Raw genomic sequence first — 24,561 nt, forward strand, 5'->3', positions numbered from 1 at the left:
TGCCCTGGCCGGAAAGCCCTTCCATACTGCCTGCGCACGCAAGGGAGGGCCTATGGGACATTGGTTGATCATCGACCTGGAAGCCACCACCGACGAGGGCGGCTGGCCAGTAGAGGAAATGGAAATCATCGAGATCGGCGCCAGCCTGGTCGGCGCCGACGGTCATGAGCGCGATCACTTCCAGCGTTTCGTCAAACCGCAACGACGCCCCTGCCTGACCGCCTTCTGCCGCGAGCTGACCCATATCAGCCAGGACGAGGTCGACGCCGCGGCGCCCCTGCCGCAGGTCTGGGCGCAGTTCGAGCGCTGGCTCGGCCAACACGCGCCGCGGCTGGTGGGCTGGAGCAGCTGGGGCGACTACGACCGCCGCCAGCTGGAGCAGGAATGGCGCCGGCACCAGCTCGCCAGCCTGCTCGCCGCGGTGCCGCACCTGAACCTCAAGCAGGCCTTCGCCAAGGCCCGTCAGCTGCCGCGGCCGATCGGCCTGCACAGCGCCCTGCAACTGGCCGGCCTGCAGTTCCAAGGGGCGCAGCATCGCGCGCTGACCGACGCGCGCAACACCGCTCGCCTGTTGCCGCTGGTGCTGCCGCTCAAAGACTGATGACGAAGAAAAGGCGCTTGGGCATACTGGCGGCCCCTTTTTAAACCCTCCCGAGGAATCGCAGATGTTCAAGGTCAACGAGTACTTCGACGGCACCGTCAAATCCATCGGTTTCGCCATGGCCGAAGGTCCTGCCACCATCGGCGTGATGGCCCCGGGCGAGTACGAATTCGGCACCAGCCAGCTGGAAGTGATGCACGTGGTCGCCGGCGCTCTGACCGTGAAGCTGCCGGGCAGCGACAGCTGGAGCACCTTCGAGGCTGGCAGCAACTTCACCGTACCGGCCAACAGCAAGTTCCAGCTGAAGGTGGCAGTGGACACCGCCTACCTCTGCGAATACCGCTAAGCTGCCGCAGCGCCTCGAAGAACCGGCCCTCGCGGCCGGTTTTTTCTTGCTCCCGCAGAAGTTCGGGCCCTCGGTGCGCACGGCGCACCCTACGCTCAGATGCACCTGAAAGCCTATCAACCCGCCAAGGACCGCCCCATGCCCCGCACCGCCCTTCTCGCGCCCATCGGCCTGCTGCTGGTGGCGATGATCTCGATCCAGAGCGGTGCCTCGCTGGCCAAGAGCCTGTTCCCGCTGGTCGGCGCCGAGGGCACCACGGCGCTGCGCCTGGTGCTCGGCGCGATCATCCTGTCGCTGGTGATGCAGCCCTGGCGCACCCGCCCGAACCTGGCCGCCTACCGCTCGCTGCTGGCCTACGGCCTGGCCCTGGGCGGGATGAACCTGCTGTTCTACATGTCGCTGCAGAGCATTCCGCTGGGCGTCGCCGTGGCCCTGGAGTTCACCGGGCCGCTGGGCCTGGCGCTGCTGTCGTCGCGGCGCTTGCTGGATTTCGCCTGGATCGCCCTGGCCGTCTTCGGCCTGTGGCTGCTGCTGCCCAGCGATCTGGCGCAGACCCAGCTCGACCCGCTGGGTATGGCCCTGGCCCTCGGCGCCGGGCTGTGCTGGGCGCTATACATCGTCTTCGGGCAGAAGGCCGGCGCTGCCCACGGCCGCCAGGCCGTGGCCCTGGGCACCTGGGTCGCCGCCCTGCTGGTGCTGCCCATCGGCCTGTGGCAGGCCGGCGGCAGCCTGTTCTCGGTGGATCTGCTGCCCATCGCCCTGGGTGTGGCGGTGCTGTCCTCGGCGCTGCCCTACAGCCTGGAGATGGTCGCCCTGACCCGCCTGCCGGCGCGCACCTTCAGCATCCTGATGAGCCTGGAACCGGCCATCGCCGCGCTTTCCGGGCTGCTGTTCCTCAGCGAGCAGCTGAGCTGGAACCAGTGGCTGGCGATTGGCGCCATCATCCTCGCCTCGGCCGGCGCGGCCGCGACGATCAAACCCAAGAGCTAGCCGGCCTCACCGAACTGCAACTCGGCCAGGCGCGCATAGAGCGGGCTGCCGGCCAGCAGCTGCGCGTGGCTGCCGATGGCCGCCAGGCGCCCCTGCTCGATCACCGCGATGCGTTCGGCCTGCTTCACCGTGGCCAGGCGGTGCGCGATCACCAGGGTGGTGCGCCCGGCCATCAGGCGCGGCAGGGCCTGCTGGATCAGGTGCTCGCTCTCGGCGTCCAGCGCGCTGGTGGCCTCGTCGAGCAGCAGGATCGGCGCATCGGCGAGCAAGGCGCGGGCGATGGCCAGGCGCTGGCGCTGACCGCCGGAAAGCCCCAGGCCGGCGTCGCCCAGGTGGGTCTGGTAGCCCTGCGGCAGGCGCTGAATGAACTCGTGGGCATGCGCCGCGCGCGCGGCCGCTTCCACCTCGGCCTGGCTGGCATCGAGACGGCCGTAGCGGATGTTGTCCTCCACCGTGCCGTAGAACAGCGCCGGATTCTGCGACACCAGGGCGAAGCAGGCGCGTAGCTCGCGCGGGTCGAGCCGCTCGATCGGCACGCCGTCGATCAGGATGCGCCCGCCCTGCGGGTCGAAGAAGCGCAGCAGCAGGTCGAACAGGGTCGACTTGCCGGCGCCAGACGGCCCGACCAGCGCCAGGGTCTCGCCAGCGCGCACCTGCAGGCTGATGCCATCGACCGCGTAGTGCTCCGGACGCCCCGGTTAGGCGAAGCGCAGATGCTGCAGCTCGATCTCGCCGCGCACCGGCTGCGCCAAATGCTGCAGCCCCTGTTGCGGCGCAGCGATCTCGTTGCGCGCGCGCAGCAGTTCGGCGATGCGTTCGGCCGCGCCGGCGGCGCGCTGCAGCTCGCCGATCACCTCGCTCAGGGTGCCGAACGAGGAGCCGACGATCAGGCTGTAGAACACGAAGGCCGCCAGCTCGCCGCCGGAAATGCGCCCGGCGATCACGTCCATGCCGCCGACCCAGAGCATCACCCCGACGGCGCCGAGCACCAGCACGATGACCAGGGTGATCAGCCAGGCGCGCTGGGCGATGCGCTTGCGCGCCACCGCGAACGCCGCCTCGGCGGACAGGCCGAAGCGGCGTTTGTCCTCGTCCTGGTGGTTGTAGGCCTGTACCGTCTTGATCTGCCCCAGCACCTCGCCGACGTAGCTGCCGACGTCGGCCACGCGGTCCTGCGACAGGCGCGACAGCGCGCGCACGCGACGGCCGAAGATCAGGATCGGCGCCACCACCAGCGGCAGCGCCGCCAGCACGATGCCGCTGAGCTTGGGGTTGGTCACCACCAGCAGCACGCTGCCGCCGACCAGCATGATCAGGTTGCGCAGCGCCATCGACAGCGACGAGCCGATCACCGATTGCAGCAAGGTGGTGTCGGCGGTCAGCCGCGACTGGATCTCCGAGCTGCGGTTGCTCTCGTAAAAGCCCGGGTGCAGCTCGATCAGGTGATCGAACACGCGCCGGCGAACATCGGCGACCACCCGTTCGCCCAGCCAAGACACCAGGTAGAAGCGCGTGTAGGTGCCCAGCGCCAGGGCCAGCACCAGGACGAAGAACAGCCCCAGCGACTGGCGCAACGCCGCCGGCGACTGGGTGGCCAGCCCCTGATCCACCAGCAGCTTGATGCCCTGGCCCATGGACAGGGTGATCGCCGCAGTGAACAGCAGCGCCAGCAAGGCGCCCAGCACCCGCCCGCGATAGGGCGCGATAAAGCGCCAGGCCAGGCGCAAGGCGCCGCGCTGACGGGAGGAAAGCAGCGATGTCATGGGGTTTCGGGTCGCCTCAGCAATAGATAGAAACCAGCGCCAGCCAGGCCGTCCGCACCAGCGGCCGCTCAGTCATGCAGAAAACGTTCGGCGTGGTCGGCGCTGGGCAGCAGGCATACGTCATGCCGCCCGAACAGGCGGTAGCGGTTCAGCGCAATGCGGTCGTAGCACCAGTCGCGCAGCGGTCGCGGGATCAGCCGCAATCCGGCCAGCCCCCGCCAGGGCCCGGGCAGCTGGGCGAGGATGCCCAGCACGGCGTCGGAACGCAGCAGCAGGCGCCCATTTTCGATCAGCGCCATGCTGTCGACACGCTCGCTGGGCAGCCCGTACCAGGCCAGCAATGCCTGCCCCTGGGCGGACTGCACCGACGCCAGGCGAAATTGCCGCGCACGGTCGTGGCGGATGAGGAATTTCGCCCAGCCGTTGCACAGCTTGCAGACGCCGTCGAACAGCACGACGCGCTCACCAGCGACGAGACCGGGCGGCAGTACAGGTTCAGTCATGGTGCGGCACTCGCCTGTCGAGCGAGCGGGCGGTAGTGGCCGGTGATGCGGAAGGCGAAGAGGATATCCTCCTCCTGAGCGCCACGGCCGATGTTGTGCAGGATCAGCGGCGTCCCCGTGGGAGCCTGGCGATCGCTGACGATGCCGATATGGGTGAGGCCGCGACCCAGATCCCAGGTGACGATATCGCCAGCCCGGTAGGTGGCAGCGTCCTGACTGACCGGCAACGACCAACCCTGGCGCTTGAACCAGGTCATCAGGTTGGGCACGCGGCGGTGGTCGATATTGGCGTCGGGACGGCTCAACCCCCAGTTGTTCGGATAGACGGCGAAATTGCCGCGCATGTCGCGGTGCACCGCCTCCTGCAGATCCAGCCCCTGCTGGCGCAGCGCGCGGATCACCACGTCGGTGCACACCCCGGTGGCCGTGGGCACGTCGCCGCCCGGATAGCTCAACTGGCGGTAAGCCGGGTCATAGCTCAGGGTCACGCCGACCTGCTGGCGCGCATCCAGCACCAACCTGTCAGCCTCGATGGCCTGCGCGGCCAGCGCCAGCGCCCAGGCCGACAGTAGAACCAGCATGCGCATCGCGATCTCCTATCGAGCCAAGGGATACAGCAGTTCTTCCTTATACCCGGCCCAGACCCGCACGGCATCGGGAAAGGCGTCGTCCAGGGTCACCTCGCCGCTGTCCACCAGCAGCGGGCGGCCTTCCAGCGTGGCCAGCTTGCGCTTGGTGGCCACCACGCGCAGGCGCTCCAGGCCGATGGCGCGCAGCACGCGCGGGCTGATCTGCTGGTTGCCACGGCCGAGGATATGGCCCTGGCCGCCGATGGCGGTGACCAGCAGATAGGCCGGATGCCCGTCGACCAGGGCCAGCAGCTCGGCCTCGTTGACGTCGCGGGCGATCACCCGGCCGTCTTCGATCACATCGACGCCCAGCAGCGTGGTGTCCAGCCCCAGGTTCTGCGCCAGGCCGTGCAGGGTCGAGCCGGGGCCGAACACATAGCGCACGCCCGGCTCCCACTGCGCCTCCAGCCAGGCGGCGAGATCGGCCAGCACCAGCTCCTCGGACTCCACCCCGCCCTGCTTGACCGCCTGCACATAACCGCCCTCCTGCGGCACGCACAGTTCGCCGTACCAGCGCGCGGTGACCCGGCCCTCGCGCAGGGCATTTTCGTCGATATCGCGCACCTCGCCGCTGGTCAGGCGCACCAGACCACCCTCGACCAGGCGCGCGGTCAGCTCGCCGGCGGCACGCGGGCTGATGGCGTAGACGCCGGACTGGATCTTCACCCCGGCCGGAATGCCCAGCACCGGTTGCCCTTGCCTGACCGCGGCGCAGACGTCCCGCGCCGTGCCATCGCCACCGGCGAACAGGATCAACGCCACCCCCGCGTCCTGCAGCTGCCGCACGGCGCGGCGGGTGTCTTCGGCGGTGGTGGCGCCTGCGCCCAACTCGCCCAGCAGGCGATGGGCGAAGCCCAGCTGCGCCAATAGATCGCCGCCCATGGCGCCCGGGTAGCTGACGAACTCGATGCGTTCGCGCAATCCCAGCAACTGCTCCAACGCGGTGCGGGTGCGCTGCGCCGCCTTCGGCTCGATACCCAGGGCCAGCGCCTGTCCGGCCACGCCGTCGCTGCCCTTGAGCGCCGCCGGGCCGCCGAGGCCGGCCAGCGGATTGATGATCAGACCTATATGGAAACGCGACATGAATTCCTCGTTCGAGACAGGCTGGCACGCCGCCTGCAATACGACCTTTGCTATGTGTTTTGTGACGGAGCAGCACCGTCGCAATTGTCACCGCGCCTTCATCTAGCCGCTCTAGACTGGCGCGCATCACTGATGAGGAGACAGGCCATGAGCTTGCACGACACTGCCGCCCAACGCCCCACCACCCCGGTCAAGCATCCGCAGATGCCGGTGGGCGGTTTTATCATCGATGGCCAGGGCCGCGAAGTGCCGATCACCGAAGGCATGATCCAGCAGGCCTGCGCCGAGCTGGAAAAGGCTCAGCAGCAGTCCCGGCGGCAAGGCTGAGGCGGCCAGGCGCCAGGCAGATCAGGCGCCTGGCGCTCCCTCAAGCGCGCGGCAGCAGTTTCAGCGACAGCGAATTGATGCAGTAGCGCAGCCCGGTCGGCCGCGGCCCGTCGGGGAACACGTGGCCGAGGTGGGCGTCGCACTTGGCGCATTTCACCTCGATGCGGTGCATGCCATGGCTGAAGTCGTCGAGCCGGGCGATCGCCTCGTCGCTGACCGGCTGGAAGTAGCTCGGCCAGCCGCTGCCGGAGTCGTACTTGGCGTCGGAATCGAACAGCGCCTCGCCGCAGCAGGCGCAGTGATAGACCCCCGGCGTCTTGCTGTCGTGATACTCGCCGGTAAAGGGCCGCTCCGTGCCGCCCAGGCGACAGACATGAAACTGCTCCTGCGACAGTTCCTCGCGCCAGGCCTCCAGGGGTTTGTCGAGTTTGTCCACGGGCAGGGTTCCTCCTCGATAAAAGCCAGGCGATGCGTGACAGCGCTGGCCTTGGTTGTACGCGGGGCGCGTTGAGTTCGCGGCGGAAGCCGCTGCTACCTGGCCGCGAGCTGGGCGCATCCTCGCTTAAAAAAGCCGGACTGGCACCTTTGCCGCGCTCAGGCCGCCACGTATGATTCGACGCCAGTCTGTCACCCGCGTTACAGGCTGCCAAGATTCTCCGTCGCGAGACTTTTGCAGCGTGCTTCGGCGGGTTATCCATCGCTCGGGATCCCTTACATGCAGGTCAGCAAATCGAACAAGCTCGCCAACGTCTGCTACGACATCCGCGGGCCGGTGCTCAAGCACGCCAAACGTCTGGAAGAGGAAGGCCAGCGCATCCTCAAGCTGAATATCGGCAACCCGGCGCCGTTCGGTTTCGAGGCGCCGGAGGAAATCCTCCAGGACGTCATCCGCAACCTGCCCACCGCCCAGGGCTACAGCGACTCCAAGGGCCTGTTCAGCGCGCGCAAGGCGGTGATGCAGTACTACCAGCAGAAGCAGGTGGAAGGCGTCGGTATCGAGGATATCTACCTCGGCAACGGCGTCTCCGAGCTGATCGTGATGGCCATGCAGGCGCTGCTCAACAACGGCGACGAGGTGCTGATCCCGGCCCCCGACTACCCGCTGTGGACCGCCGCGGTGGCGCTGTCCGGCGGCAAGCCGGTGCACTACCTGTGCGACGAGCAGGCCGGCTGGTTCCCCGATGTCGCCGACATGCGCGCCAAGATCACCCCCAACACCAAGGCCCTGGTGCTGATCAACCCGAACAACCCCACCGGCGCGGTGTATTCGCGCGAGGTGCTGCTGGATATCGTCGAGCTGGCGCGCCAGCACAACCTGGTGCTGTTCTCCGACGAGATCTACGACAAGATCCTCTACGACGAGGCCGTGCACATCAGCACCGCCTCGCTGGCGCCGGACGTGCTGTGCCTGACCTTCAACGGCCTGTCCAAGAGCTACCGGGTGGCGGGTTTCCGTTCCGGCTGGGTGGCCATCTCCGGGCCCAAGCACAAAGCGCAGAGCTATATCGAGGGCCTGGACATCCTGGCCAATATGCGCCTGTGCGCCAACGTGCCGAGCCAGCATGCGATCCAGACCGCGCTCGGCGGCTACCAGAGCATCAACGACCTGGTGCTGCCCAACGGCCGCCTGCTCGAGCAGCGCAACCGCGCCTGGGAACTGCTCAACGACATTCCCGGGGTCAGCTGCGTCAAGCCGATGGGCGCGCTGTACGCCTTCCCGCGGATCGACCCCAAGGTCTGCCCGATCCACAACGACGAGAAGTTCGTCCTCGACCTGCTGCTGTCGGAGAAACTCTTGATCGTCCAGGGCACCGCCTTCAACTGGCCCTGGCCGGATCACTTCCGCGTGGTCACCTTACCAAGGGTCGACGACCTGGAGCAGGCCATCGGCCGCATCGGCAACTTCCTCAAGGGCTACAGCCAGTAGGCCGGCATGGATCTGCAGATCGACGACTTCTACAAGGACGCCGCCGGCGGCCTGCTGCTGCTCTATCAGGCCTTCCCGCGCAAGCTGGCGCTGTACGTCGAGGACCTGATCGGCCGCGAGGAGCCCGACGAGTTCGGCCTGCCGAGCAAGCGCCACCAGGCCTGTCTCGGCGCCCTGCTGTGGCTGGCCGAGGAAGGCTATCTGCGCTTCGAGTCGACCATCGCCTACGACGCGCTGGACCAGGCGGTGCTGACCGAGAAGGGTTTCCTGCGCCTGTCGCGGGCCATTCCCCACGCCGTGGGCGAGGGCCAGGCGCTACCGCCCAGCGTGCGCCGGGTGCATGCTACCCTGGCCTTCCAACTGCGCGAGGCGCTGGCCCAGCAACACGGCGAACGTACCGCGCGCCTGACCCGCCTGCTGTTCGAGAGCAATCTGCAGGGTTCAAGCGACATAGTTTGAAATAGTCGCTGGTTGAAACCCTGGGGGGCGCGCCCTTATATAGCCCGCATTACTCGTACGTCTTTCCCCGTGAGGAGTCCGTTCACACCATGATGCGCATTATGTTGTTCCTGGCCACCAACCTGGCGGTGCTGATCATCGCCAGCATCACCCTCAAACTGCTGGGGGTCGATCGCTTCACCGGCCAGAACCATGGCAGCCTGCTGATTTTCTGCGCCGTGTTCGGTTTCGCCGGCTCGCTGGTGTCGCTGTTCATCTCCAAGTGGATGGCGAAGATGAGCACCGGCACCCAGATCATCACCCAGCCGCGTACCCGCCACGAACAGTGGCTGCTGCAGACCGTCGAGGAGCTGTCGCGCGAAGCCGGGATCAAGATGCCGGAAGTCGGTATCTTCCCCGCCTACGAGTCCAATGCCTTCGCCACCGGCTGGAACAAGAACGACGCGCTGGTCGCCGTCAGCCAGGGCCTGCTCGAGCGCTTCTCCCCGGATGAAGTGCGCGCGGTGCTGGCCCACGAGATCGGCCACGTGGCCAACGGCGACATGGTCACCCTGGCGCTGATCCAGGGCGTAGTGAACACCTTCGTGATGTTCTTCGCGCGCATCTTCGGCAACTTCGTCGACAAGGCCATCCTCAAGAACGAGGACGGCCACGGCATCGGCTACTTCGTCGCGACCATCTTCGCCGAGCTGGTACTGGGCATCCTGGCCAGCATCATCGTCATGTGGTTCTCGCGCAAACGCGAGTTCAAGGCCGACGAAGCCGGCGCCCGCCTGGCCGGCACCGGCGCGATGATCGCCGCGCTGCAGCGCCTGCGCGCCGAACAGGGCGTACCGGTGAACATGCCGGACAGCCTGACTGCCTTCGGCATCAACGGCGGCCTGAAGAACGGCCTGGCCGGCCTGCTGATGAGCCACCCGCCGCTGGAAGATCGCATCGAGGCGCTGCGCCGCCTGGGTTGATCGCAAGCAACAAAGAAAAGGCGACCTGCGGGTCGCCTTTTTTGCTTCATAGGGCCGCGTGCAGCATCCCTGGCGGCGCGCGTGGTGCAGCCTACACAAGCTTCTCCAGCCGATAGACCACCTCGTCCAGCGCCTTGAGCTCGTGACGGATGAACTTCCAGTTGCCCGCCAGCACGTCCTCGCGCTGCAGCTCCTGCACCTGCCAGGCGGCGGCGAAGTGCCGCTGCACCTCGTCGTCGCCGACGGCGAAGGGCGGCCCGTCCATCTGGCTCTGGGCGTAATCCAGGGTGATCAGCAGGCCGCGGCAACCGTCCGGCAAAATCGCCGTCAAGTGCGCCGCATAGCGCTCGCGCATCGCCGGCGGCAGGGCGATCAGCGCGGCGCGATCGAACAGCGCCTGGCAATCGGCGACGTCCTCGGCGCGCAGGGCGAAGAAATCGCCGCACCACAGCTCCAGCGCGCCGGCGCGGTAGAGCTTGAACGCCCCGTGCCGGACGACCTCGGCCTGCAGGCCCTGCTCGGCGAAGAAGTCCTGCACGGCCTTTTCCGCCAGCTCCACGCCCAGCACGCGATAGCCCTGGCCGGCCAGCCAGGCCAAGTCCAGGCTCTTGCCGCACAGCGGCACCAGCACTCGCGCGCCCACAGGCACCGCCAGCGCCGGCCAGTGCCGTTGCAGGTAGGGATTGACCTGATCCAGGTGAAAACCGATCTGATCGCGCGCCCAGCGCTCCTGCCAAAAACCTTCGTGCACGCAAAACCTCCAGGTAAATCGATGATAAGGCTCAAGAATTTATGCTGGTATCGGATAGGTCCAGCCACCAAGATGGCAGCATCCTACTCCAGGAGTTAGCACCATGCTGCCTTCGCTCTTCATCTCCCACGGCTCCCCCATGCTCGCCCTCGAACCGGGCGCCAGCGGCCCGGCCCTGGCCCGCCTGGCGGCCGAGTTGCCGCGCCCGCGCGCCGTGCTGGTGGTCTCGGCCCACTGGGAAAGCGATCGCCTGCAACTGACCAGTGCCGGGCGCCCGCAAACCTGGCACGACTTCGGCGGCTTTCCGCCCGCCCTGTATGCCGTGCAGTACCTGGCCCCCGGCGCGCCTGCGCTGGCGGCAGAGATTGCCCAGCGCCTGAGCGATGCCGGCTTGCCCGCCGCGCTCGACCCGCAGCGCCCCTTCGATCACGGCGCCTGGGTGCCGCTGTCGTTGCTGTACCCGGCCGCCGACATCCCCGTGCTGCAACTGTCGCTACCCAGCCAGCTCGGCCCCGAGCTGCAGACCCGCGTCGGCCGCGCCCTGGCCGGTTTGCGCGCCGAGGGCGTGCTGCTGATCGGCTCCGGCAGCATCACCCACAACCTCGGTGAACTCGACTGGCGCGCCGGCCCCGAGGTCGTCACCCCCTGGGCCAGGGAGTTTCGCGACTGGATGGTGGCCCAACTCGAAGCCGACGACGAAGACGCCCTGCGCCGCTACCGCCAGCTGGCGCCGCACGCCGCGCGCAACCACCCCACGGACGAGCACCTGCTGCCGCTGTTCTTCGCCCGCGGCGCCGGCGGCGCTTTCAAGCTGGAGCACGCCGGCTTCACCTACGGGGCGCTGGGCATGGATATCTACCGCTTCGGCTGAACAGGCGCAGGGCCTTGCCCGGGTATCGCTGCGCTCAACCCAGGCTACGCGCCTGGCAAGCCCATCGGCCCCGGACTGCATCCGGGCTACAGGCCAGAAACGAAAAAGCCCCGCACTTGGCGGGGCTTTTCGTTTATCGCTGCGCGATCAATCCTCGCGGTAGCGGCGCAGCTTCAGGGCCTTGCCGGCAACGCGGGTGTCCTTGAGCTTGCCGAGCAAGCGATCCAGGCCATCTTCCGGCAGCTCGACCAGGCTGAAGGTCTCGCGGATCTGGATACGGCCGATGGCTTCGCGAGCCAGGCCGCCCTCGTTGAGGATGGCGCCGAGCAGGTTCTTCGCGGCGATACCGTCGCGCGTGCCCAACGCGGTACGGCAGCGCACGCGACCTTCGGTCAACGGCAGCGGCGCGCGACGTTCGCGGTACTCACCGCGCTCAGTGCTGCGCTCGCCATCACGCTCACGACGCTCGCGCGGCGCACCACCGGCGCCCGGCACCAGCGGCTGCTCGCGCTCGACGCTGGCCAGATCCAGGGCCTGGCCGTTGGTAGCCTTGCGCAACAGGGCGGCGGCCAGCCCGCGCGGGCTGCAGCCGATTTCGGCGGTCAGGCGGTCGAGCAGCTCGCCATGACTGGCTTCGGCATCGGCCACCAGCGGCGCCAGGCTGCTGGTGAGCTTCTTGATCCGCGCATCCAGCACCTGCTGGGCGTTCGGCAGCTTGACTTCGCCGACCTTCTGCCCGGTGACGCGCTCGATCACCTGCAACATGCGGCGCTCGCGCGGGGTCACCAGCAGCAGTGCGCGACCGGTACGGCCGGCACGACCGGTCCGGCCGATACGGTGCACGTAGGATTCCGGGTCATAGGGCATGTCGACGTTCATCACGTGAGTGATGCGCGGCACGTCGAGGCCGCGGGCGGCCACGTCGGTGGCGATGACGATATCCAGGCGGCCGTCCTTGAGCGAATCGATCACCCGCTCACGCTGGTTCTGGGCGATGTCACCGTTCAGCGCGGCGGCCTTGTAGCCCTTGGCTTCCAGCGCGGCGGCGAGGTCCAGGGTGGCCTGCTTGGTACGCACGAAACCGATCAGCGCATCGAACTCCTCGACTTCCAGCAGGCGCAGTACGGCGGCGTGCTTCTGGTCGGCGTGGACCATCAGGTGCGCCTGCTCGATGGCAGTCACGGTCTGGGTCTTGGAGGCGATCTTGATGTGCTGCGGGTTACGCAGGTGCTTCTCGGCGATGGCGCGGATCGAGTGCGGCAGGGTCGCGGAGAACAGCACGCTCTGGCGGCTTTCCGGCATGGCCTCGAAGATCACTTCGAGGTCGTCCATAAAGCCCAGCTTGAGCATCTCGTCAGCCTCGTCGAGCACCAGGTACTGGATGGTCGACAGCACTTTCTCGTCGCGACGCAGGTGGTCGACCAGACGGCCCGGGGTGGCCACGATGACCTGCGCGCCCTGGCGGATGGCCTTGAGCTGCGGGCCCATGGGTGCGCCGCCGTAGACGGCGACCACGTTCAGGCCGGGCATCTGCTTGGAGTAGGTTTCGAAGGCGGTGGCCACCTGCAGGGCCAGCTCGCGGGTCGGGGCGAGGATCAGCACCTGCGGCTCGCGCTTGGCCGGGTCGACCTTCGACAGCAGCGGCAGGGCGAACGCGGCGGTCTTGCCGGTGCCGGTCTGCGCCTGGCCGATCATGTCATGGCCGGCGAGGATCACCGGAATGGCCTGCGCCTGGATCGGCGAAGGCTCTTCGTAACCGACGGCGGTCAGAGCGGCGAGAATATTGGGGTGAAGTCCGAGCGCGGCGAAGCCGCCGATTTCCTGGGTCATGGGTCTGCCTCTAGTGCATCCGCAAAGACCCATGTTCCAAAGCTGCGCATGCCGTGTAAGACCTTGTGGGTCACCCTGGCAGCCTGGTTCGGCGGGGATTTGCGAAGACGTGATGAAAAGTGAATCGTCAAGGATAGTCCGCTGCGGGACTGGCTGCCGAAGTCGAGCTTCGGGCGAATTGCGCTACCTGAACGTGGCCAGAGAATTGGCCGGCGCGCACTATACCGGAAATTCCTGACGCGGGTGGCGGTTTTTGCAGTTTCCCCGGCCGTGCGCTGCCAAACGGTCGCCGCCATGGACAAGCGCGCGGCGGCCGGCTATATCCCTGCGACCTCCTCCACGAGCCAAGGATCATCCTCATGACCTCCTCCGACCGCGGCCGCGTCAGCCGCGAAAAACGCGGCCACATCCTGCTGCTCGGCCTCGACCGGGTGGCCAAGCGCAATGCCTTCGACCTCGACATGCTCGACGACCTGTGCCGGGCCTACGGCGAGTTCGAGCGCGACGACGAGGCGCGCGTGGCGCTGGTGTTCGCCCATGGCGAGCACTTCACCGCCGGACTCGACCTGGCCAAGGTGGCCGCCCAGTTCGCCGCCGGCTGGCAGATTCCCGCGGGCGGTTGCGACCCCTGGGGCGTGTTCGGCGGGCCGCGGGTGAGCAAGCCGGTGCTGCTCGCGGTGCAGGGCTACTGCTACACCATCGGCATCGAGCTGATGCTGGCCGCGGACATCAACCTGTGCGCCAGCAACACCCGTTTCGCCCAGATGGAGGTGCAGCGCGGCATCTTCCCCTTCGGCGGCGCCACCCTGCGCCTGCACCAGCAGGCCGGCTGGGGCAACGCCATGCGCTGGCTGCTCACCGGCGACGAGTTCGACGCTCACGAGGCCTATCGCCTGGGGCTGGTGCAGGAGGTGCTGGCCAGCGAGGAACTGCTGCCCAAAGCGTTGCACCTGGCCGAACGCATCGCCGCGCAGGCGCCGCTGGGCGTGCGCGCCACCCTGGCCTCGGCGCGCCAGGCGGTGCGCGAGGGCGAAGCCGCGGCGGCGGCCGCGCTGCACGGCACGGTCAAGCAGCTGATGGCCAGCGAGGACGCCGCCGAGGGCGTGCGCGCCATGCTCGAACGGCGTCCGGGGAATTTTCAGGGGCGCTGAGCGGAACCAGCCGATGCATGACGGCCTGCAAGCCAGGCTTGCGTAGGGTGGATCGCGCGTCACCGATCCACCGCTTCTGGTGGCTGCAGACAGCGACATCCCCCCTGCCCTGCGCCTCAGGTGGCCGGGCGCAACGCCTCGATCAAGGGCTGCAGCGAGTAGCCCAGGCGCGGCGCCAGTTCGCCGGCGCGAGCCTGCAGGCGGCCGCGATCCAGTTGCTGGTCGAGGTCGGCGGGGATCAGCAGCACCACGTTGCCCTCCTTCACCGGGCATTCCCAGTAGTGGCGGTGGTAGAGCCCACGCAGCAGCGCGGCGCCGAGCGGCTTGCCGTCGTTGCCGGCCCACTGGTTGATGATCAGCCAGCCGCCGGGGTTGAGCTTTTCCCGGCAACGCTCGAGAAAGCGCCAGGCCAGGTGGCCGGCGCCCGGCCCCTGGTCGGTGTAGAGGTCGAGGAAGATCAGGTCGGCGGTCTCGGCGCTGCCGAGCAGCTCGGTGGCGTCGCCGATGCGGATGGTCAGCCGCGGGTCGTCATCCAGGCCGAGAAACTCCATGGCCAGACGCGGCACGTCGGGGCGTAGCTCGATGGCCTCGACGTCCTCCAGGGCCAGGAACTTGAGGCAGGCCTGGGTCAGGTTGCCGGCGCCCAGACCGAGAAACAACGCGGTCTCCGGCGCATCGTGGCACAACGCGCCGAGCAGCATGGCGCGGGTGTAGTCGTACTCCAGCCAGCTCGGGTCGCCGGCGAACACGCAGCTCTGCTCGATGGCCTCGCCGAACTCGAGGAAGCGGTAGGCGCCGATCTGCACCACGCGGATCACCCCGAAGGCATCGCGCACCTCGGCCAGCAGCACCTCGTCCTGCATCTGCAACTCGTCGCTCGGCGGCAATCCCGACATGGCTCTCCCTCCAGCAGTGACATCCCGCACCAGAAGCGACGGGGCAAAGGCGCCGATTGTCATTGAAGCGGCCGCCCCCGGTCACGCGATAATTCCAGCACTTGCGCTGCTCACTCATAACAATAACGAGGTTCGCCATGTACGCCATCATCGGCGCCGGTCCCATGGGCCTGTGCACGGCCCGGCAATTGAAGAAGCACGGCATCGACTTCGTCGGTTTCGAGCTGCACAGCGATGTCGGCGGCCTGTGGGACATCGACAACCCGCACAGCACCATGTACCACTCGGCCCACCTGATTTCCTCCAAGGGCACCACCGAGTTCAGCGAATTTCCCATGCGCGCCGAGGTGGCGCCCTACCCGCACCACAGCGAGATGCGCCGCTATTTCCGCGACTACGCGCGGCAGTTCGGCCTGTACCCGCACTACCAGTTCGACACCCGAGTGGTGCAGCTGCAGCGCCTGGACCAAGGCTGGCAGCTGATCAGCGAGCGCCATGGCGAGCGCCGCGAATGGCGCTTCGACGGCGTGCTGATCGCCAATGGCACCCTGCATACGCCGAACCTGGCGGCGCTGCCGGGCGAGTTCAGCGGCGAGCTGCTGCATTCTTGCGCCTACAAGAGCGCCGAGCTCTTCGCCGGCAAGCGCGTGCTGGTGGTCGGCTGCGGCAATTCGGCCTGCGACATCGCGGTGGATGCCGTGCACCGCGCCGCCTCGGTGGATCTGTCGGTGCGCCGCGGCTACTACTTCCTGCCCAAGTTCATTCTCGGCAAGCCCACCGACACCTTCGGCGGCGCGATCAAGCTGCCGCGCCGGCTCAAGCAGCTGGTCGACGGCCTGCTGGTGCGCGCCCTGGTCGGCAAGCCGTCGCAGTACGGCCTGCCGGATCCGGACTACCGCCTGTACGAGTCGCACCCGGTGATGAACTCGCTGGTGCTGCACCACCTCGGCCACGGCGATATCCGCGCCCGCGGCGATATCGTCGCGGTGGACGGCCACAGCGTGCGCTTCGCCAACGGCGAACAGGCCGAGTACGACCTGATCCTGATGGCCACCGGCTACAAGCTCGACTATCCCTTTATCGAACGCGGCGAGCTGAACTGGCCGCAGGGCGCCGGCGCGCCGCAGCTGTACCTCAACGTTTTCCACCCCGAGCGCGACGACCTGTTCATGCTCGGCATGGTCGAGGCCTCCGGTCTCGGCTGGCAGGGCCGCGACGAGCAGGCCGAGCTGGTGGCCCTGTACATCCGTCAGCTGCAGGCCGGCAGTCCGGCGGCCGAAGCCTTGCGCCGGCTCAAGCGCGAACGCGCCGGGCAGCGCCTGGACGGCGGCTACCGGTACCTGGATCTGGAGCGCATGGCCTACTACGTGCACAAGGACAGCTATCGTCAGCGCATCGCCACCCACAGCGCGGCGCTGCGCCGCGAGCTGGCCGCCGGCGCCGTGCCGGCCGCCCAGGGAGCCTGAACGTGGAAGCCGTCACTATCGCCTTCGACCCCAGCAGCCTGGTGCTGATCAACCTGATCGTCGCCCTGATGATGTTCGGCGTGTCGCTCGACCTGCGCGCCGAGGACTTCCGCCGCATCGCCCGCGCGCCCAAGGCGCCGCTGATCGGCCTGCTGGCGCAGTTCGTGCTGCTGCCGGCGCTGACCTGCCTGGCCTGCTGGGCGCTGCGCATCCAGCCGGAACTGGCCCTGGGCATGGCGCTGATCGCCGCCTGCCCCGGCGGCAGCTTCTCCAACATCATGACCTGGATGGCGCGCGGCAGCGTCGCCGTGTCGGTAAGCATGACCGCGGTGTCCAGCCTCGCCGCCAGCCTGCTGACGCCGCTGAACTTCGCCCTGTACGCCTGGCTCAACCCGTACACCCGACCGCTGCTGACGCAGATCGCCCTCGACCCGCTCGGCCTGCTCCTGCTGGTGCTGCTGGTGCTGGGTCTGCCATTGGTGGCCGGCATGTGGGTCGGCCGGCGCTTTCCGCAGCTGACCCTCAAGGTGGAAAAACCGCTGCGCCTGTTCGCCCTGCTGGTGATGCTCGGTTTCGTCGCCCTGGCCTTCAGCCGCAACCTCGAGCAGTTCACCACGCACTTCCACCTGTTCTTCTGGCTGGTGGTGGCGCACAACGCCCTGGCCCTGAGCATCGGCTACCTCAGCGCGCGGCTGAGCGGTCTGGCGGCCGCCGAACGTCGTGCCATCACCCTGGAGGTGGGCATCCAGAACTCGGCGCTGGGCCTGGTGATCATCTTCACCTTCTTCCCCCAGGCCGGCGGCATGCTGCTGATCGCCGCCTTCTGGGGCTGCTGGCACCTGGTCTCGGGCCTGGCCCTGGCCTGGTTCTGGTCGCGCCGCCCGCCGCCGCCACTCACAGCCCCGCTGATCGCTCTCGGAGAAAAATGATGCGAGTCGTCCTAATCACCGGCGCCGCCAGCGGCCTCGGCTGGCAACTGGCGCGCGCCTGCCACGCCCGCGGCGACGCCCTGCTGCTCACCGATATCGACGCGAGCGGCCTGGCCGCGCGCGTCGGGGAGCTGGGCCAAGCGCGCGTGCTCGGCGTGGCCGGCGATATCACCGATCCGGCGCTGCACCAGCAGCTGCTGGCGACTTGCCGCGCGCAATTCGGCCGCCTCGACGTGCTGCTCAACAACGCCGGCATCACCCACCGTTCGCCCACCGTGTGCACCGCCCCGGCGGTGCTGCGCAAGGTCATGGCGGTGGACTACCATGCGCCGCTGGAGCTGACCCTCGCCGCCCTGCCGCTGCTGCGCCAGAGCCGCGGCCAGGTCGTCGCCATCGGCTCCATGGCCGGTTGGATGCCGGTGCTCGGCCGCGCCGGCTACTGCGCGGCGAAAAGCGCCCTGGGCCAGGCCTTCGAGGTGCTGCGTGCGGAGATCGGCCGCGACGGCATCGGCCTGCTGATGGTCTACCCGAGCTTTCTCGACACCCCCATCGAGCGCAACGCCCTGGGCGGCGACGGCCAGCCGGCCGGCCATGCGCGCTCGACTGTAGGCCGCATTCGCGGCGCCGACTGGATGGCCGGAGAAATCCTCAAGGCCCTGGCCGCGCGCCGCGAGCGCCTGTTTCCGGATCGCGGCAGCTGGCTGGCCAGCCTGCTCTGGCGCGTCGCCCCGGCCCTCTACTACCGGCAGATGAGCCGGCGCTTCGCCGGGGAGCTGGGTTGATGGCCTTCGCCCCCTACGCCCTCGGCGCCTTTATCCTGCTGGCCTACACCCTGGAGGCAGTCACCGGTTTCGGCAGCATAGTGATCGCCCTGTCGCTGGGTGCGTTGCTGCTGCCCATCGACCAGCTGCTGCCGGTGCTGGTGCCGCTGAACATCGGCATGACCGGCTACCTGGTGTGGCGCCACCGCGCGCAGATCGACCGCCCGCTGCTGCTCGGCACCATACTGCCGGGCATGCTCGCCGGCACAGCGCTGGGCTACCTGCTGCTGCCCTATCTCGACGCGGCGCTGCTCAAGCGCGGCTTCGGCCTGCTGATCCTGTGGTTCGCCGGGCGCGAACTGTGGCGCCTGCGCCATGCCGCGGCGCTACCGCTGCGCCCGGCCTGGCTGACCCGCGCTATTACCCTCGGCGCCGGCCTCAGCCACGGCCTGTTCGCCTCCGGCGGGCCGCTGCTGGTCTACGGCCTGGCCGGCACGACGCTGGACAAGGCACGCTTTCGCGCCACCCTGGTGACGGTCTGGTTCAGCCTCAACAGCCTGCTGACCGCCGCCTTCCTGCTCGACGGCCGCCTGCAGCCGGCCCTGCCCCAGGTGCTCGCCTACGCCCCGCTGCTGCTGCTCGGCCTGTGGCTGGGCGAACGCCTGCACCGGCGCTTCGACGAGCGCCATTTCCGCCTCGCCATCTACTGCCTGCTGCTGGTCACCGGCGTTCTGCTGCTGGCCCCCTGGAGCCTCGCATGAGTTTCGACATCGTCATCAACAACGGCCTGTACTTCGACGGCAGCGGCGCCCCCGGCGCGCTGCGCCATATCGGCATCAAGCACGGCCGCATCGACACCCTCAGCCTCAGCCCGCTGGATGAGCGCGGCGCCGAGGTGATCGACGCTGCCGGCAAGTGGGTCACCCCGGGCTTTCTGGAAATCCACTCGCACTACGACGCCGAAGTGATCGCCGCGCCGGCGCTCAAGGAGTCGGTGCGCCACGGCGTGACCAGCGTGACCATCGGCTCCTGCTCGATCAGCATGGTGCTGGCCGACGCCGAGGACTGCTCGGACCTGTTCACCCGCGTCGAGGCGGTGCCGCGCGAATACGTGCTGCCGATCCTCCAGGAGAAGAAGAGCTGGCGCGACGCCGCCGGCTACCGCGCCTTCTACGACCAGCATGCACTGGGCCCGAACGTCAGCTCCTTCCTCGGCCACTCCGAGCTGCGCGTGGCGGTGATGGGCCTCACGCGCGCCACCAGCAAGGTGGCGCCGAGCGAGGCCGAGCTGAAGCGCATGGAGCAGTTGCTGGAGGAGGCGCTGGACGCCGGCTGCATCGGCCTGTCGGTGATGACCACGCGCCTGGACAAGATGGACGGCGAGCGCGCCTGGTCCAGCCCGCTGCCCTCGACCTTCGCCAGCTGGAAGGAGTTCTCGCGCCTGTTCGCCATCCTCCGCCGCCGTGGCGCGGTGCTGCAGGGCGCGCCGAACGCGGTGACCAAGGTCAACGTGTTCGCCTTCCTCTGGCAGGCCCACGGCTGGTTCAGGAAGCCGCTCAAGTGCACCATGCTGACCGCCCTGGACCTCAAGTCGCAGCCGCTGCTGCACCGCTTCACCCGCCTCTCCGGCTGGCTGGCCAACCGCGTGCTGCGCGGCCACTTCCGCTGGCAGACCTTGCCGGCGCCCTTCACCCTGCGCCTGGAAGGGCTCAACGTGAACGCCTTCGAGGAGTTCGGCGCCGGCGAGATCCTGCGCAATATCAGGGACCCGGACGAGCTCTACGCCAAGGTCAAGGAACCGGCGTTCCGCGCCCTGTTCAAGCAGCAGGTCAAGGCGGTGCTGACCAAGGGCCTGTGGCACCGCGACTTCTCCGACTGCTGGGTGACCGAGTGCCCGGATGCCAGCCTGGTCGGCCAGAACTTCAGGCAGCTCGGCGAGAGCCGCGGCCTGGACGCGGTGGACGCCTACTTCGAGCTGGCCTGCCAGTACCGCGAAGCGCTGAAGTGGAGCACCTGCTACGGCAACGATCGCGAGCCGATCATGCGCAAGCTGCTGGCCAGCCCCTGGACCCACCCCGGCTTCGCCGATTCCGGCGCGCACCTGCGCTCCATCGCCCAGTACAACTTCCCGCTGCGTTTTCTCAAGTACGTGCGCGATGCGCAACTGGCCGGCGAGCCCTTCATGGAACTGGGCCAGGCGGTGCGCCGCTGTAGCGGCGAGCTGGCCGACTTTATCGGCGTGGACGCCGGCTATATCCGCGTCGGCGACCGCGCCGACCTGGTGATCGTCAACCCCGAGGGGCTCACCGAGGAGCTGGACGCCATCGCCGAGGCGCCGATGGAAGTGCTCGGCCTGACGCGGGTGGTCAAGCGCAACGACGCGGCGGTGGAGGCCACCCTGATCAACGGCCGCATCGCCTACCGCCGCGGCCTGGAATACCCCGAGGAGCTGGGCAAGACGCAGGATTACGGGCGCTTCCTGCCGGGCCGCGAGGTGCTGCCGCGCCGCCAGCCGGCGGCGGACCTGCAGCCGACCACCGCCTAGGCTGCGCGCGCACCGCACCCGGCCCTCGGTGCGCACGGCCTGGCGGGCCCACACACCCTACGGCCAGCGGGCTTATCGGTTACCATGCAGGTCTGTCCGATTAGCCGATAGAGACGCCGCATGTCGCACGCCTGGAGCCCCGCAAGCTGGAGAGCCAAACCCATCCAGCAGCAACCCGAATACCCCGATGCCGCCCACCTCGACCGGGTCGAGCAGACCCTGGCCGGCTACCCGCCGCTGGTGTTCGCCGGCGAGGCGCGCGAGCTGCGCCGGCAGTTCGCCGAGGTCACCCAGGGCCGCGCCTTCCTCCTGCAGGGCGGCGACTGCGCCGAAAGCTTCGCCGAGTTTTCCGCGGCGAAGATTCGCGACACCTTCAAGGTGCTGCTGCAGATGGCCATCGTCATGACCTTCGCCGCCGGCTGTCCGGTGGTGAAAGTCGGGCGCATGGCCGGCCAGTTCGCCAAGCCGCGCTCGTCCGGCAGCGAGACCATCGATGGCGTCACCCTGCCGGCCTACCGCGGCGATATCGTCAACGCCATTGAGTTCGACGCCGCCAGCCGCGTGCCGGATCCGGAGCGCCTGCTGCAGGCCTACCACCAGGCCACCGCCAGCCTCAACCTGCTGCGCGCCTTCGCCCAGGGCGGCTTCGCCGACCTGCACCAGGTGCACCAGTGGAACCTGGACTTCATCGCCAACTCGGCCCTCTCCGAGAAGTACCACCAGTTGGCCAACCGCATCGACGAGACCCTGGCCTTCATGCGCGCGGTCGGCATGGACAGCGCGCCGCAGCTGCGCGAAGCCAGCTTCTTCACCGCCCACGAGGCGCTGCTGCTGAACTACGAGCAGGCCTTCGTGCGCCAGGACAGCCTCACCGGGCGCTGGTACGACTGTTCGGCGCACATGCTGTGGATCGGCGACCGCACCCGCCAGCTGGACGGTGCCCACGTCGAGTTCATGCGCGGCATCGAGAACCCCATCGGGGTCAAGGTCGGCCCGAGCATGGACCCGGACGAGCTGATCCGCCTGATCGACGTACTCAACCCGGACAACGACCCGGGCCGCCTCAACCTGATCGTGCGCATGGGCGCCGACAAGGTCGAGCAGCACTTCCCGCGCCTGTTGCGCAAGGTGCAGGGCGAAGGCCGCCAGGTGCTGTGGAGCTCCGACCCGATGCACGGCAACACCATCAAGGCCTCGAGCGGCTACAAGACCCGCGACTTCGCGCAGATCCTCGCCGAGGTCAAACAGTTCTTCGCCGTGCACCAGGCCGAAGGCAGCCACGCCGGCGGCATCCATATCGAGATGACCGGGCAGAACGTCACCGAATGCATCGGCGGCGCCCGCCCGGTCACCGAGGACAGCCTGTCGGACCGTTATCACACCCACTGCGACCCACGGATGAACGCCGACCAGTCGCTGGAACTGGCCTTTATGATCGCCGAGACGCTCAAGCAGGTACGCCGCTAGGAGACATCAGTGCCCTAGCCCGGCGGCAATCCGGGCCAGGTCTCGAGCAAGGCCCCGCGCAAGCGCTGCGCCGGCTGCGAGCGGCAGTGCAGCGCCACCCCGTCCAGCCCCAGCCACTGCGCCAGCGCTCGCAGCGCGCCGGCCAGCGCCCATAGCGCGTCCTCGCTCGGCCACGCCGCCTCCAGATGCACGGCATGCACCGCCAGACGACCCTGCGCCCGTTCGCTGCGCAGGTCGACACGGGCCAGCAGGCGCTCCTGGTACAGGAACGGCAGCACGTAGTAGCCGTGCATGCGCTTGTGCGCCGGGGTGTAGATTTCCAGGCGGTAGCGAAAGCCGAACAGCCGCTCGGTGCGCTCGCGGGCCCAGATCAGCGAGTCGAACGGCGACAGCAGCGCGCTGGCCTCGATCCTGCGCGGGATGCTCGGCTCGCCGAGGCAGTAGCCCGGCGCCTTCCAGCCCTCGACGCGCAGCGGCCGCAGCGCGCCGGCCTCGACCAGCTCGGCCAGACGCGCCTTGCAGTCGGCGGCGTCGAGCCGGTAGTAGTCGCGCAGATCCTGTTCCGTGGCCAGCCCCAGCGCCGCGGCCGAGCGCAACAGCAGGTGGCGCTGCGCCTCGGCCTCGTCCGGCTCCGCCTGCGCGAGGATGGCGGCGGGAATCACCCGCTCGGGCAGGTCGTACAGGCGCTCGAAACCGCGGCGTCCGGCCACCGTCACTTCGCCTGCGGCGAACAGCCATTCCAGCGCGTGCTTCTCCTCGCTCCAGTCCCACCAGGGGCCGGCGCGCTGCTGGCGGCTGGACAGGCTGCCGGCGCCCAGCGCGCCCTGCTCGCGCACCGCCTGCAGCACCCGGGCGATCACCTCACCGCGTTGTGCGCCGAATTCCGCCAATTGCCGGTAGATGCCGCGTCCCTGCGCCGCGCGGCGCATGCGCCAGCGCAGCAGGGGATGTATCTCCAGCGGCAACAGCGAGGCCTCGTGGCCCCAGTACTCGAACAGCGCGCGCTGACGCGGCTTGCCCCAGGCCAACTGGTCGAGCAGCTCGGGCGCGTAGTGGCCGAGACGGGAAAAGGCCGGCAGGTAGTGCGAGCGCACCAGCGCGTTGACCGAATCGAGCTGCAGCACGCCGAGGCGCTCGACCTGGCTCAGCAACTGACGCCGGCCGACGGCGCCGCGCGGGGCACGACCGAAGCCCTGGGCAGCCAGTACCAGGCGCCGGGCTTCGGCGAGGGAAAGTGAATCGAGCATGGGGCCGTCCCTGGTGTGGCGATGCGCCCAGACTAGTCGCGCGCCAGCTCCAGTGGCAACGACGGCTGCGCGTCGGGCGCCAGGAAGCGCTGGCGAAAGCTGAAGGCCGCAGGCGTCGGCCCCTCGCGGCGCAGGCGCTGCAGACGTTCGGCCGCCTCCTCGAGGCTCGGCCGCTGTCCGGCCGCCACCCACCAGAGCACCAGATGCGCCTGCGCCACCGGCTCGAACCATTCGCGGCGGCGCTTGAGCATCTCGCGATGGGCCGATTTGTAGACTTAGTCGCTCAGGCTCTCGACGTCGCGCCAGAGCGACAGATTGACCAGCACGTCCTCACCGAACGGGCGCAACGCGGTGGCGTCGCCTCCCTCGTCCGCGAGGCGCCAGACGAAGCCCGGCGAGGCCTCGGCCAGGGCGTTGATGCGCTGCAGATTGGCGACGAAATCGGCCAGCGGCGGCGAATCCAGCGGCGCCGCCAGGTTGGCGATGTTCAGCTGGGCCAGGTGGTAACCGGGCATGGGCACTCCTTGTCTATCCATTACATGATGCGGTTATTGGGCTGCGCTGCCGAGCCGGCGAGCCCCACAGCGCCACGGCCTCAGAACCGCTTCAAAGTCTGCTGTGAGTCGGCACTGCTGCGTTAAAAACAGGCTCGGGCTGCTCATTTACAGCTCGTAAAGTCGAGCGCGACTCCGACCGGCCCTCGCCTGTTTTGGCGGGGCCGCCATCGGTATTGCATTGCTCTAGCTCGCGAGCCTTTGAACAGGCTCTCAGCGCTTGAACGGATCGTCCCAGAACGGCCGCTCGCTCTCCTGCAGCGCATCGGCGCGGCTCAGGCCGATGTCCTTGAGCGCGGCATCGTCGAGCATGCCCAGACGGCGGCGCTGCTCGGCCAGCTGCCACCAGCGGCGCAACTGACGCGCCATCGACAGCAAGCGGGCGCCCAGGCGCGGAGCGGCGAAGTGCAGCGGCTGAGCGACGGCATAACCTTTTTGACCTTTCATCTCTTTGCCCTCCCTGTGGGGTTGGCGCCAGTCTCGCGCCGGGCTTAAGATCAATC

At 68.4% G+C, this 24,561-nt stretch carries 24 protein-coding genes and 2 pseudogenes; 15 read left to right on the forward strand and 11 right to left on the reverse strand.

What is annotated here, in order from left to right:
- The first annotated feature begins 52 nt into the window (after positions 1–52).
- From ACW9UL_RS11750 to rhtA, 3 genes are all read left to right on the forward strand, one after another.
- The gene (locus ACW9UL_RS11750) at positions 53–601 is read left to right on the forward strand and encodes a 3'-5' exonuclease (RefSeq protein ID WP_397497250.1); all 549 of its coding nucleotides are present in this window, start codon (positions 53–55) and stop codon (positions 599–601) included.
- A 64-nt stretch (positions 602–665) separates the two neighbouring features.
- Positions 666–947 carry a pyrimidine/purine nucleoside phosphorylase gene (gene ppnP / locus ACW9UL_RS11755; protein WP_003240864.1) on the forward strand — a complete coding sequence of 94 codons (282 nt, stop codon included), beginning with the start codon at positions 666–668 and terminating at the stop codon, positions 945–947.
- Positions 948–1,085: 138 nt separating this feature from the next.
- Positions 1,086–1,937: a threonine/homoserine exporter RhtA gene (gene rhtA, locus ACW9UL_RS11760; protein ID WP_457787105.1), complete on the forward strand. Its 852-nt coding sequence runs from the start codon at positions 1,086–1,088 to the stop codon at positions 1,935–1,937.
- On the opposite strand, the pseudogene ACW9UL_RS11765 reads toward rhtA, so the two are convergent.
- From ACW9UL_RS11765 to ACW9UL_RS11780, 4 genes and pseudogenes are all read right to left on the reverse strand, one after another.
- Positions 1,934–3,700, reverse strand: a pseudogene (locus ACW9UL_RS11765) (ABC transporter transmembrane domain-containing protein). The gene rhtA and the pseudogene ACW9UL_RS11765 sit on opposite strands and share 4 nt — an antisense overlap.
- A gap of 68 nt (positions 3,701–3,768) precedes the next feature.
- Positions 3,769–4,203 carry a thiol-disulfide oxidoreductase DCC family protein gene (locus ACW9UL_RS11770; RefSeq protein ID WP_457787106.1) on the reverse strand — a complete coding sequence of 145 codons (435 nt, stop codon included), beginning with the start codon at positions 4,201–4,203 and terminating at the stop codon, positions 3,769–3,771.
- A complete protein-coding gene (locus ACW9UL_RS11775) occupies positions 4,200–4,790 on the reverse strand; it encodes a DUF1287 domain-containing protein (protein WP_457787107.1) in 591 nt (196 codons plus the stop codon). Before ACW9UL_RS11775 ends, ACW9UL_RS11770 begins: the two co-directional genes overlap by 4 nt.
- Before the next feature lie 9 nt (positions 4,791–4,799).
- Entirely contained in the window at positions 4,800–5,915 is a 1,116-nt protein-coding gene (locus tag ACW9UL_RS11780; RefSeq protein ID WP_021442890.1) for an ATP-NAD kinase family protein, read from the reverse strand.
- Positions 5,916–6,062: 147 nt separating this feature from the next.
- Here ACW9UL_RS11780 and ACW9UL_RS11785 point away from each other — a divergent pair, with 147 nt between their 5' ends.
- Positions 6,063–6,242, forward strand: a complete 180-nt coding sequence (locus ACW9UL_RS11785; protein ID WP_021442891.1) for a PA1571 family protein — start codon at positions 6,063–6,065, stop codon at positions 6,240–6,242.
- 40 nt (positions 6,243–6,282) lie between these two features.
- Here ACW9UL_RS11785 and msrB read toward each other — a convergent pair whose 3' ends face one another.
- Entirely contained in the window at positions 6,283–6,678 is a 396-nt protein-coding gene (gene msrB / locus ACW9UL_RS11790) for a peptide-methionine (R)-S-oxide reductase MsrB (RefSeq protein WP_021442892.1), read from the reverse strand.
- 279 nt (positions 6,679–6,957) lie between these two features.
- On the opposite strand from msrB, the gene ACW9UL_RS11795 reads away from it, so the two are divergent.
- The 3 genes from ACW9UL_RS11795 (at position 6,958) to htpX (ending at position 9,590) form a co-directional block, all read left to right on the forward strand.
- Positions 6,958–8,169, forward strand: coding sequence for a pyridoxal phosphate-dependent aminotransferase (locus tag ACW9UL_RS11795; protein ID WP_021442893.1), 1,212 nt, complete (start codon positions 6,958–6,960; stop codon positions 8,167–8,169).
- A gap of 6 nt (positions 8,170–8,175) precedes the next feature.
- Complete coding sequence (locus tag ACW9UL_RS11800) at positions 8,176–8,628, forward strand: hypothetical protein (protein WP_457787108.1); 453 nt, start codon at positions 8,176–8,178, stop codon at positions 8,626–8,628.
- Positions 8,629–8,717: 89 nt separating this feature from the next.
- Positions 8,718–9,590 (forward strand): protease HtpX, encoded by an 873-nt coding sequence (gene htpX, locus ACW9UL_RS11805; protein ID WP_021442895.1) that lies wholly within the window; start codon positions 8,718–8,720, stop codon positions 9,588–9,590.
- A 91-nt stretch (positions 9,591–9,681) separates the two neighbouring features.
- Here htpX and ACW9UL_RS11810 read toward each other — a convergent pair whose 3' ends face one another.
- Positions 9,682–10,341, reverse strand: a complete 660-nt coding sequence (locus ACW9UL_RS11810) for a thiopurine S-methyltransferase (RefSeq protein ID WP_457787109.1) — start codon at positions 10,339–10,341, stop codon at positions 9,682–9,684.
- A 103-nt stretch (positions 10,342–10,444) separates the two neighbouring features.
- On the opposite strand from ACW9UL_RS11810, the gene ACW9UL_RS11815 reads away from it, so the two are divergent.
- Positions 10,445–11,212: a DODA-type extradiol aromatic ring-opening family dioxygenase gene (locus ACW9UL_RS11815; protein ID WP_457787110.1), complete on the forward strand. Its 768-nt coding sequence runs from the start codon at positions 10,445–10,447 to the stop codon at positions 11,210–11,212.
- Positions 11,213–11,359: 147 nt separating this feature from the next.
- Here the strand turns inward: ACW9UL_RS11815 and ACW9UL_RS11820 are convergent, their stop codons facing one another.
- The gene (locus tag ACW9UL_RS11820; RefSeq protein ID WP_522731728.1) at positions 11,360–13,042 is read right to left on the reverse strand and encodes a DEAD/DEAH box helicase; all 1,683 of its coding nucleotides are present in this window, start codon (positions 13,040–13,042) and stop codon (positions 11,360–11,362) included.
- A 359-nt stretch (positions 13,043–13,401) separates the two neighbouring features.
- Here ACW9UL_RS11820 and ACW9UL_RS11825 point away from each other — a divergent pair, with 359 nt between their 5' ends.
- Positions 13,402–14,193, forward strand: a complete 792-nt coding sequence (locus tag ACW9UL_RS11825) for a crotonase/enoyl-CoA hydratase family protein (RefSeq protein WP_457787112.1) — start codon at positions 13,402–13,404, stop codon at positions 14,191–14,193.
- Positions 14,194–14,309: 116 nt separating this feature from the next.
- On the opposite strand, the gene ACW9UL_RS11830 is transcribed toward ACW9UL_RS11825, so the two are convergent.
- Complete coding sequence (locus ACW9UL_RS11830; protein ID WP_457787113.1) at positions 14,310–15,089, reverse strand: spermidine synthase; 780 nt, start codon at positions 15,087–15,089, stop codon at positions 14,310–14,312.
- 137 nt (positions 15,090–15,226) lie between these two features.
- Here ACW9UL_RS11830 and ACW9UL_RS11835 point away from each other — a divergent pair, with 137 nt between their 5' ends.
- From ACW9UL_RS11835 to ACW9UL_RS11860, 6 genes are all read left to right on the forward strand, one after another.
- Positions 15,227–16,555 carry a flavin-containing monooxygenase gene (locus tag ACW9UL_RS11835; RefSeq protein WP_021444506.1) on the forward strand — a complete coding sequence of 443 codons (1,329 nt, stop codon included), beginning with the start codon at positions 15,227–15,229 and terminating at the stop codon, positions 16,553–16,555.
- 2 nt (positions 16,556–16,557) lie between these two features.
- Positions 16,558–17,484 (forward strand): bile acid:sodium symporter family protein, encoded by a 927-nt coding sequence (locus tag ACW9UL_RS11840; protein ID WP_457787114.1) that lies wholly within the window; start codon positions 16,558–16,560, stop codon positions 17,482–17,484.
- The gene (locus tag ACW9UL_RS11845; protein WP_457787115.1) at positions 17,484–18,266 is read left to right on the forward strand and encodes an SDR family NAD(P)-dependent oxidoreductase; all 783 of its coding nucleotides are present in this window, start codon (positions 17,484–17,486) and stop codon (positions 18,264–18,266) included. Before ACW9UL_RS11840 ends, ACW9UL_RS11845 begins: the two co-directional genes overlap by 1 nt.
- The gene (locus ACW9UL_RS11850) at positions 18,266–19,006 is read left to right on the forward strand and encodes a sulfite exporter TauE/SafE family protein (protein ID WP_457787116.1); all 741 of its coding nucleotides are present in this window, start codon (positions 18,266–18,268) and stop codon (positions 19,004–19,006) included. Before ACW9UL_RS11845 ends, ACW9UL_RS11850 begins: the two co-directional genes overlap by 1 nt.
- The gene (locus tag ACW9UL_RS11855; RefSeq protein WP_457787117.1) at positions 19,003–20,790 is read left to right on the forward strand and encodes an N-acyl-D-amino-acid deacylase family protein; all 1,788 of its coding nucleotides are present in this window, start codon (positions 19,003–19,005) and stop codon (positions 20,788–20,790) included. Before ACW9UL_RS11850 ends, ACW9UL_RS11855 begins: the two co-directional genes overlap by 4 nt.
- A 120-nt stretch (positions 20,791–20,910) precedes the next feature.
- Positions 20,911–22,257: a class II 3-deoxy-7-phosphoheptulonate synthase gene (locus ACW9UL_RS11860; RefSeq protein WP_397497269.1), complete on the forward strand. Its 1,347-nt coding sequence runs from the start codon at positions 20,911–20,913 to the stop codon at positions 22,255–22,257.
- A gap of 14 nt (positions 22,258–22,271) precedes the next feature.
- Here ACW9UL_RS11860 and ACW9UL_RS11865 read toward each other — a convergent pair whose 3' ends face one another.
- The 3 genes and pseudogenes from ACW9UL_RS11865 to ACW9UL_RS11875 form a co-directional block, all read right to left on the reverse strand.
- The gene (locus tag ACW9UL_RS11865) at positions 22,272–23,504 is read right to left on the reverse strand and encodes a winged helix-turn-helix domain-containing protein (protein ID WP_457787118.1); all 1,233 of its coding nucleotides are present in this window, start codon (positions 23,502–23,504) and stop codon (positions 22,272–22,274) included.
- Positions 23,505–23,536: 32 nt separating this feature from the next.
- Positions 23,537–24,019 (reverse strand): annotated as a pseudogene (locus ACW9UL_RS11870) (DUF3291 domain-containing protein).
- 252 nt (positions 24,020–24,271) lie between these two features.
- Positions 24,272–24,505: a DUF1127 domain-containing protein gene (locus tag ACW9UL_RS11875; protein WP_457787119.1), complete on the reverse strand. Its 234-nt coding sequence runs from the start codon at positions 24,503–24,505 to the stop codon at positions 24,272–24,274.
- Between the last annotated feature and the right edge of the window lie 56 nt (positions 24,506–24,561).

It is taken from the genome of Pseudomonas sp. PL-6 (genome assembly GCF_054110165.1).

What these genes read in the sequence shown, in the direction of transcription:
- ACW9UL_RS11845 (WP_457787115.1), top strand. Translation starts at nt 17,484, where the DNA reads ATGCGAGTCGTCCTAATCACCGGCGCCGCCAGCGGCCTCGGCTGGCAA.
- ACW9UL_RS11855 (WP_457787117.1), top strand. Translation starts at nt 19,003, where the DNA reads ATGAGTTTCGACATCGTCATCAACAACGGCCTGTACTTCGACGGCAGC.
- ACW9UL_RS11850 (WP_457787116.1), top strand. Translation starts at nt 18,266, where the DNA reads ATGGCCTTCGCCCCCTACGCCCTCGGCGCCTTTATCCTGCTGGCCTAC.
- ACW9UL_RS11865 (WP_457787118.1), bottom strand. Translation starts at nt 23,504, where the DNA reads ATGCTCGATTCACTTTCCCTCGCCGAAGCCCGGCGCCTGGTACTGGCT.
- ACW9UL_RS11750 (WP_397497250.1), top strand. Translation starts at nt 53, where the DNA reads ATGGGACATTGGTTGATCATCGACCTGGAAGCCACCACCGACGAGGGC.
- ACW9UL_RS11875 (WP_457787119.1), bottom strand. Translation starts at nt 24,505, where the DNA reads ATGAAAGGTCAAAAAGGTTATGCCGTCGCTCAGCCGCTGCACTTCGCC.
- ACW9UL_RS11830 (WP_457787113.1), bottom strand. Translation starts at nt 15,089, where the DNA reads ATGTCGGGATTGCCGCCGAGCGACGAGTTGCAGATGCAGGACGAGGTG.
- rhtA (WP_457787105.1), top strand. Translation starts at nt 1,086, where the DNA reads ATGCCCCGCACCGCCCTTCTCGCGCCCATCGGCCTGCTGCTGGTGGCG.
- ACW9UL_RS11820 (WP_522731728.1), bottom strand. Translation starts at nt 13,042, where the DNA reads ATGACCCAGGAAATCGGCGGCTTCGCCGCGCTCGGACTTCACCCCAAT.
- ACW9UL_RS11835 (WP_021444506.1), top strand. Translation starts at nt 15,227, where the DNA reads ATGTACGCCATCATCGGCGCCGGTCCCATGGGCCTGTGCACGGCCCGG.
- ACW9UL_RS11825 (WP_457787112.1), top strand. Translation starts at nt 13,402, where the DNA reads ATGACCTCCTCCGACCGCGGCCGCGTCAGCCGCGAAAAACGCGGCCAC.
- ppnP (WP_003240864.1), top strand. Translation starts at nt 666, where the DNA reads ATGTTCAAGGTCAACGAGTACTTCGACGGCACCGTCAAATCCATCGGT.
- ACW9UL_RS11795 (WP_021442893.1), top strand. Translation starts at nt 6,958, where the DNA reads ATGCAGGTCAGCAAATCGAACAAGCTCGCCAACGTCTGCTACGACATC.
- ACW9UL_RS11770 (WP_457787106.1), bottom strand. Translation starts at nt 4,203, where the DNA reads ATGACTGAACCTGTACTGCCGCCCGGTCTCGTCGCTGGTGAGCGCGTC.
- ACW9UL_RS11860 (WP_397497269.1), top strand. Translation starts at nt 20,911, where the DNA reads ATGTCGCACGCCTGGAGCCCCGCAAGCTGGAGAGCCAAACCCATCCAG.
- ACW9UL_RS11780 (WP_021442890.1), bottom strand. Translation starts at nt 5,915, where the DNA reads ATGTCGCGTTTCCATATAGGTCTGATCATCAATCCGCTGGCCGGCCTC.
- ACW9UL_RS11815 (WP_457787110.1), top strand. Translation starts at nt 10,445, where the DNA reads ATGCTGCCTTCGCTCTTCATCTCCCACGGCTCCCCCATGCTCGCCCTC.
- htpX (WP_021442895.1), top strand. Translation starts at nt 8,718, where the DNA reads ATGATGCGCATTATGTTGTTCCTGGCCACCAACCTGGCGGTGCTGATC.
- ACW9UL_RS11775 (WP_457787107.1), bottom strand. Translation starts at nt 4,790, where the DNA reads ATGCGCATGCTGGTTCTACTGTCGGCCTGGGCGCTGGCGCTGGCCGCG.
- ACW9UL_RS11800 (WP_457787108.1), top strand. Translation starts at nt 8,176, where the DNA reads ATGGATCTGCAGATCGACGACTTCTACAAGGACGCCGCCGGCGGCCTG.
- ACW9UL_RS11785 (WP_021442891.1), top strand. Translation starts at nt 6,063, where the DNA reads ATGAGCTTGCACGACACTGCCGCCCAACGCCCCACCACCCCGGTCAAG.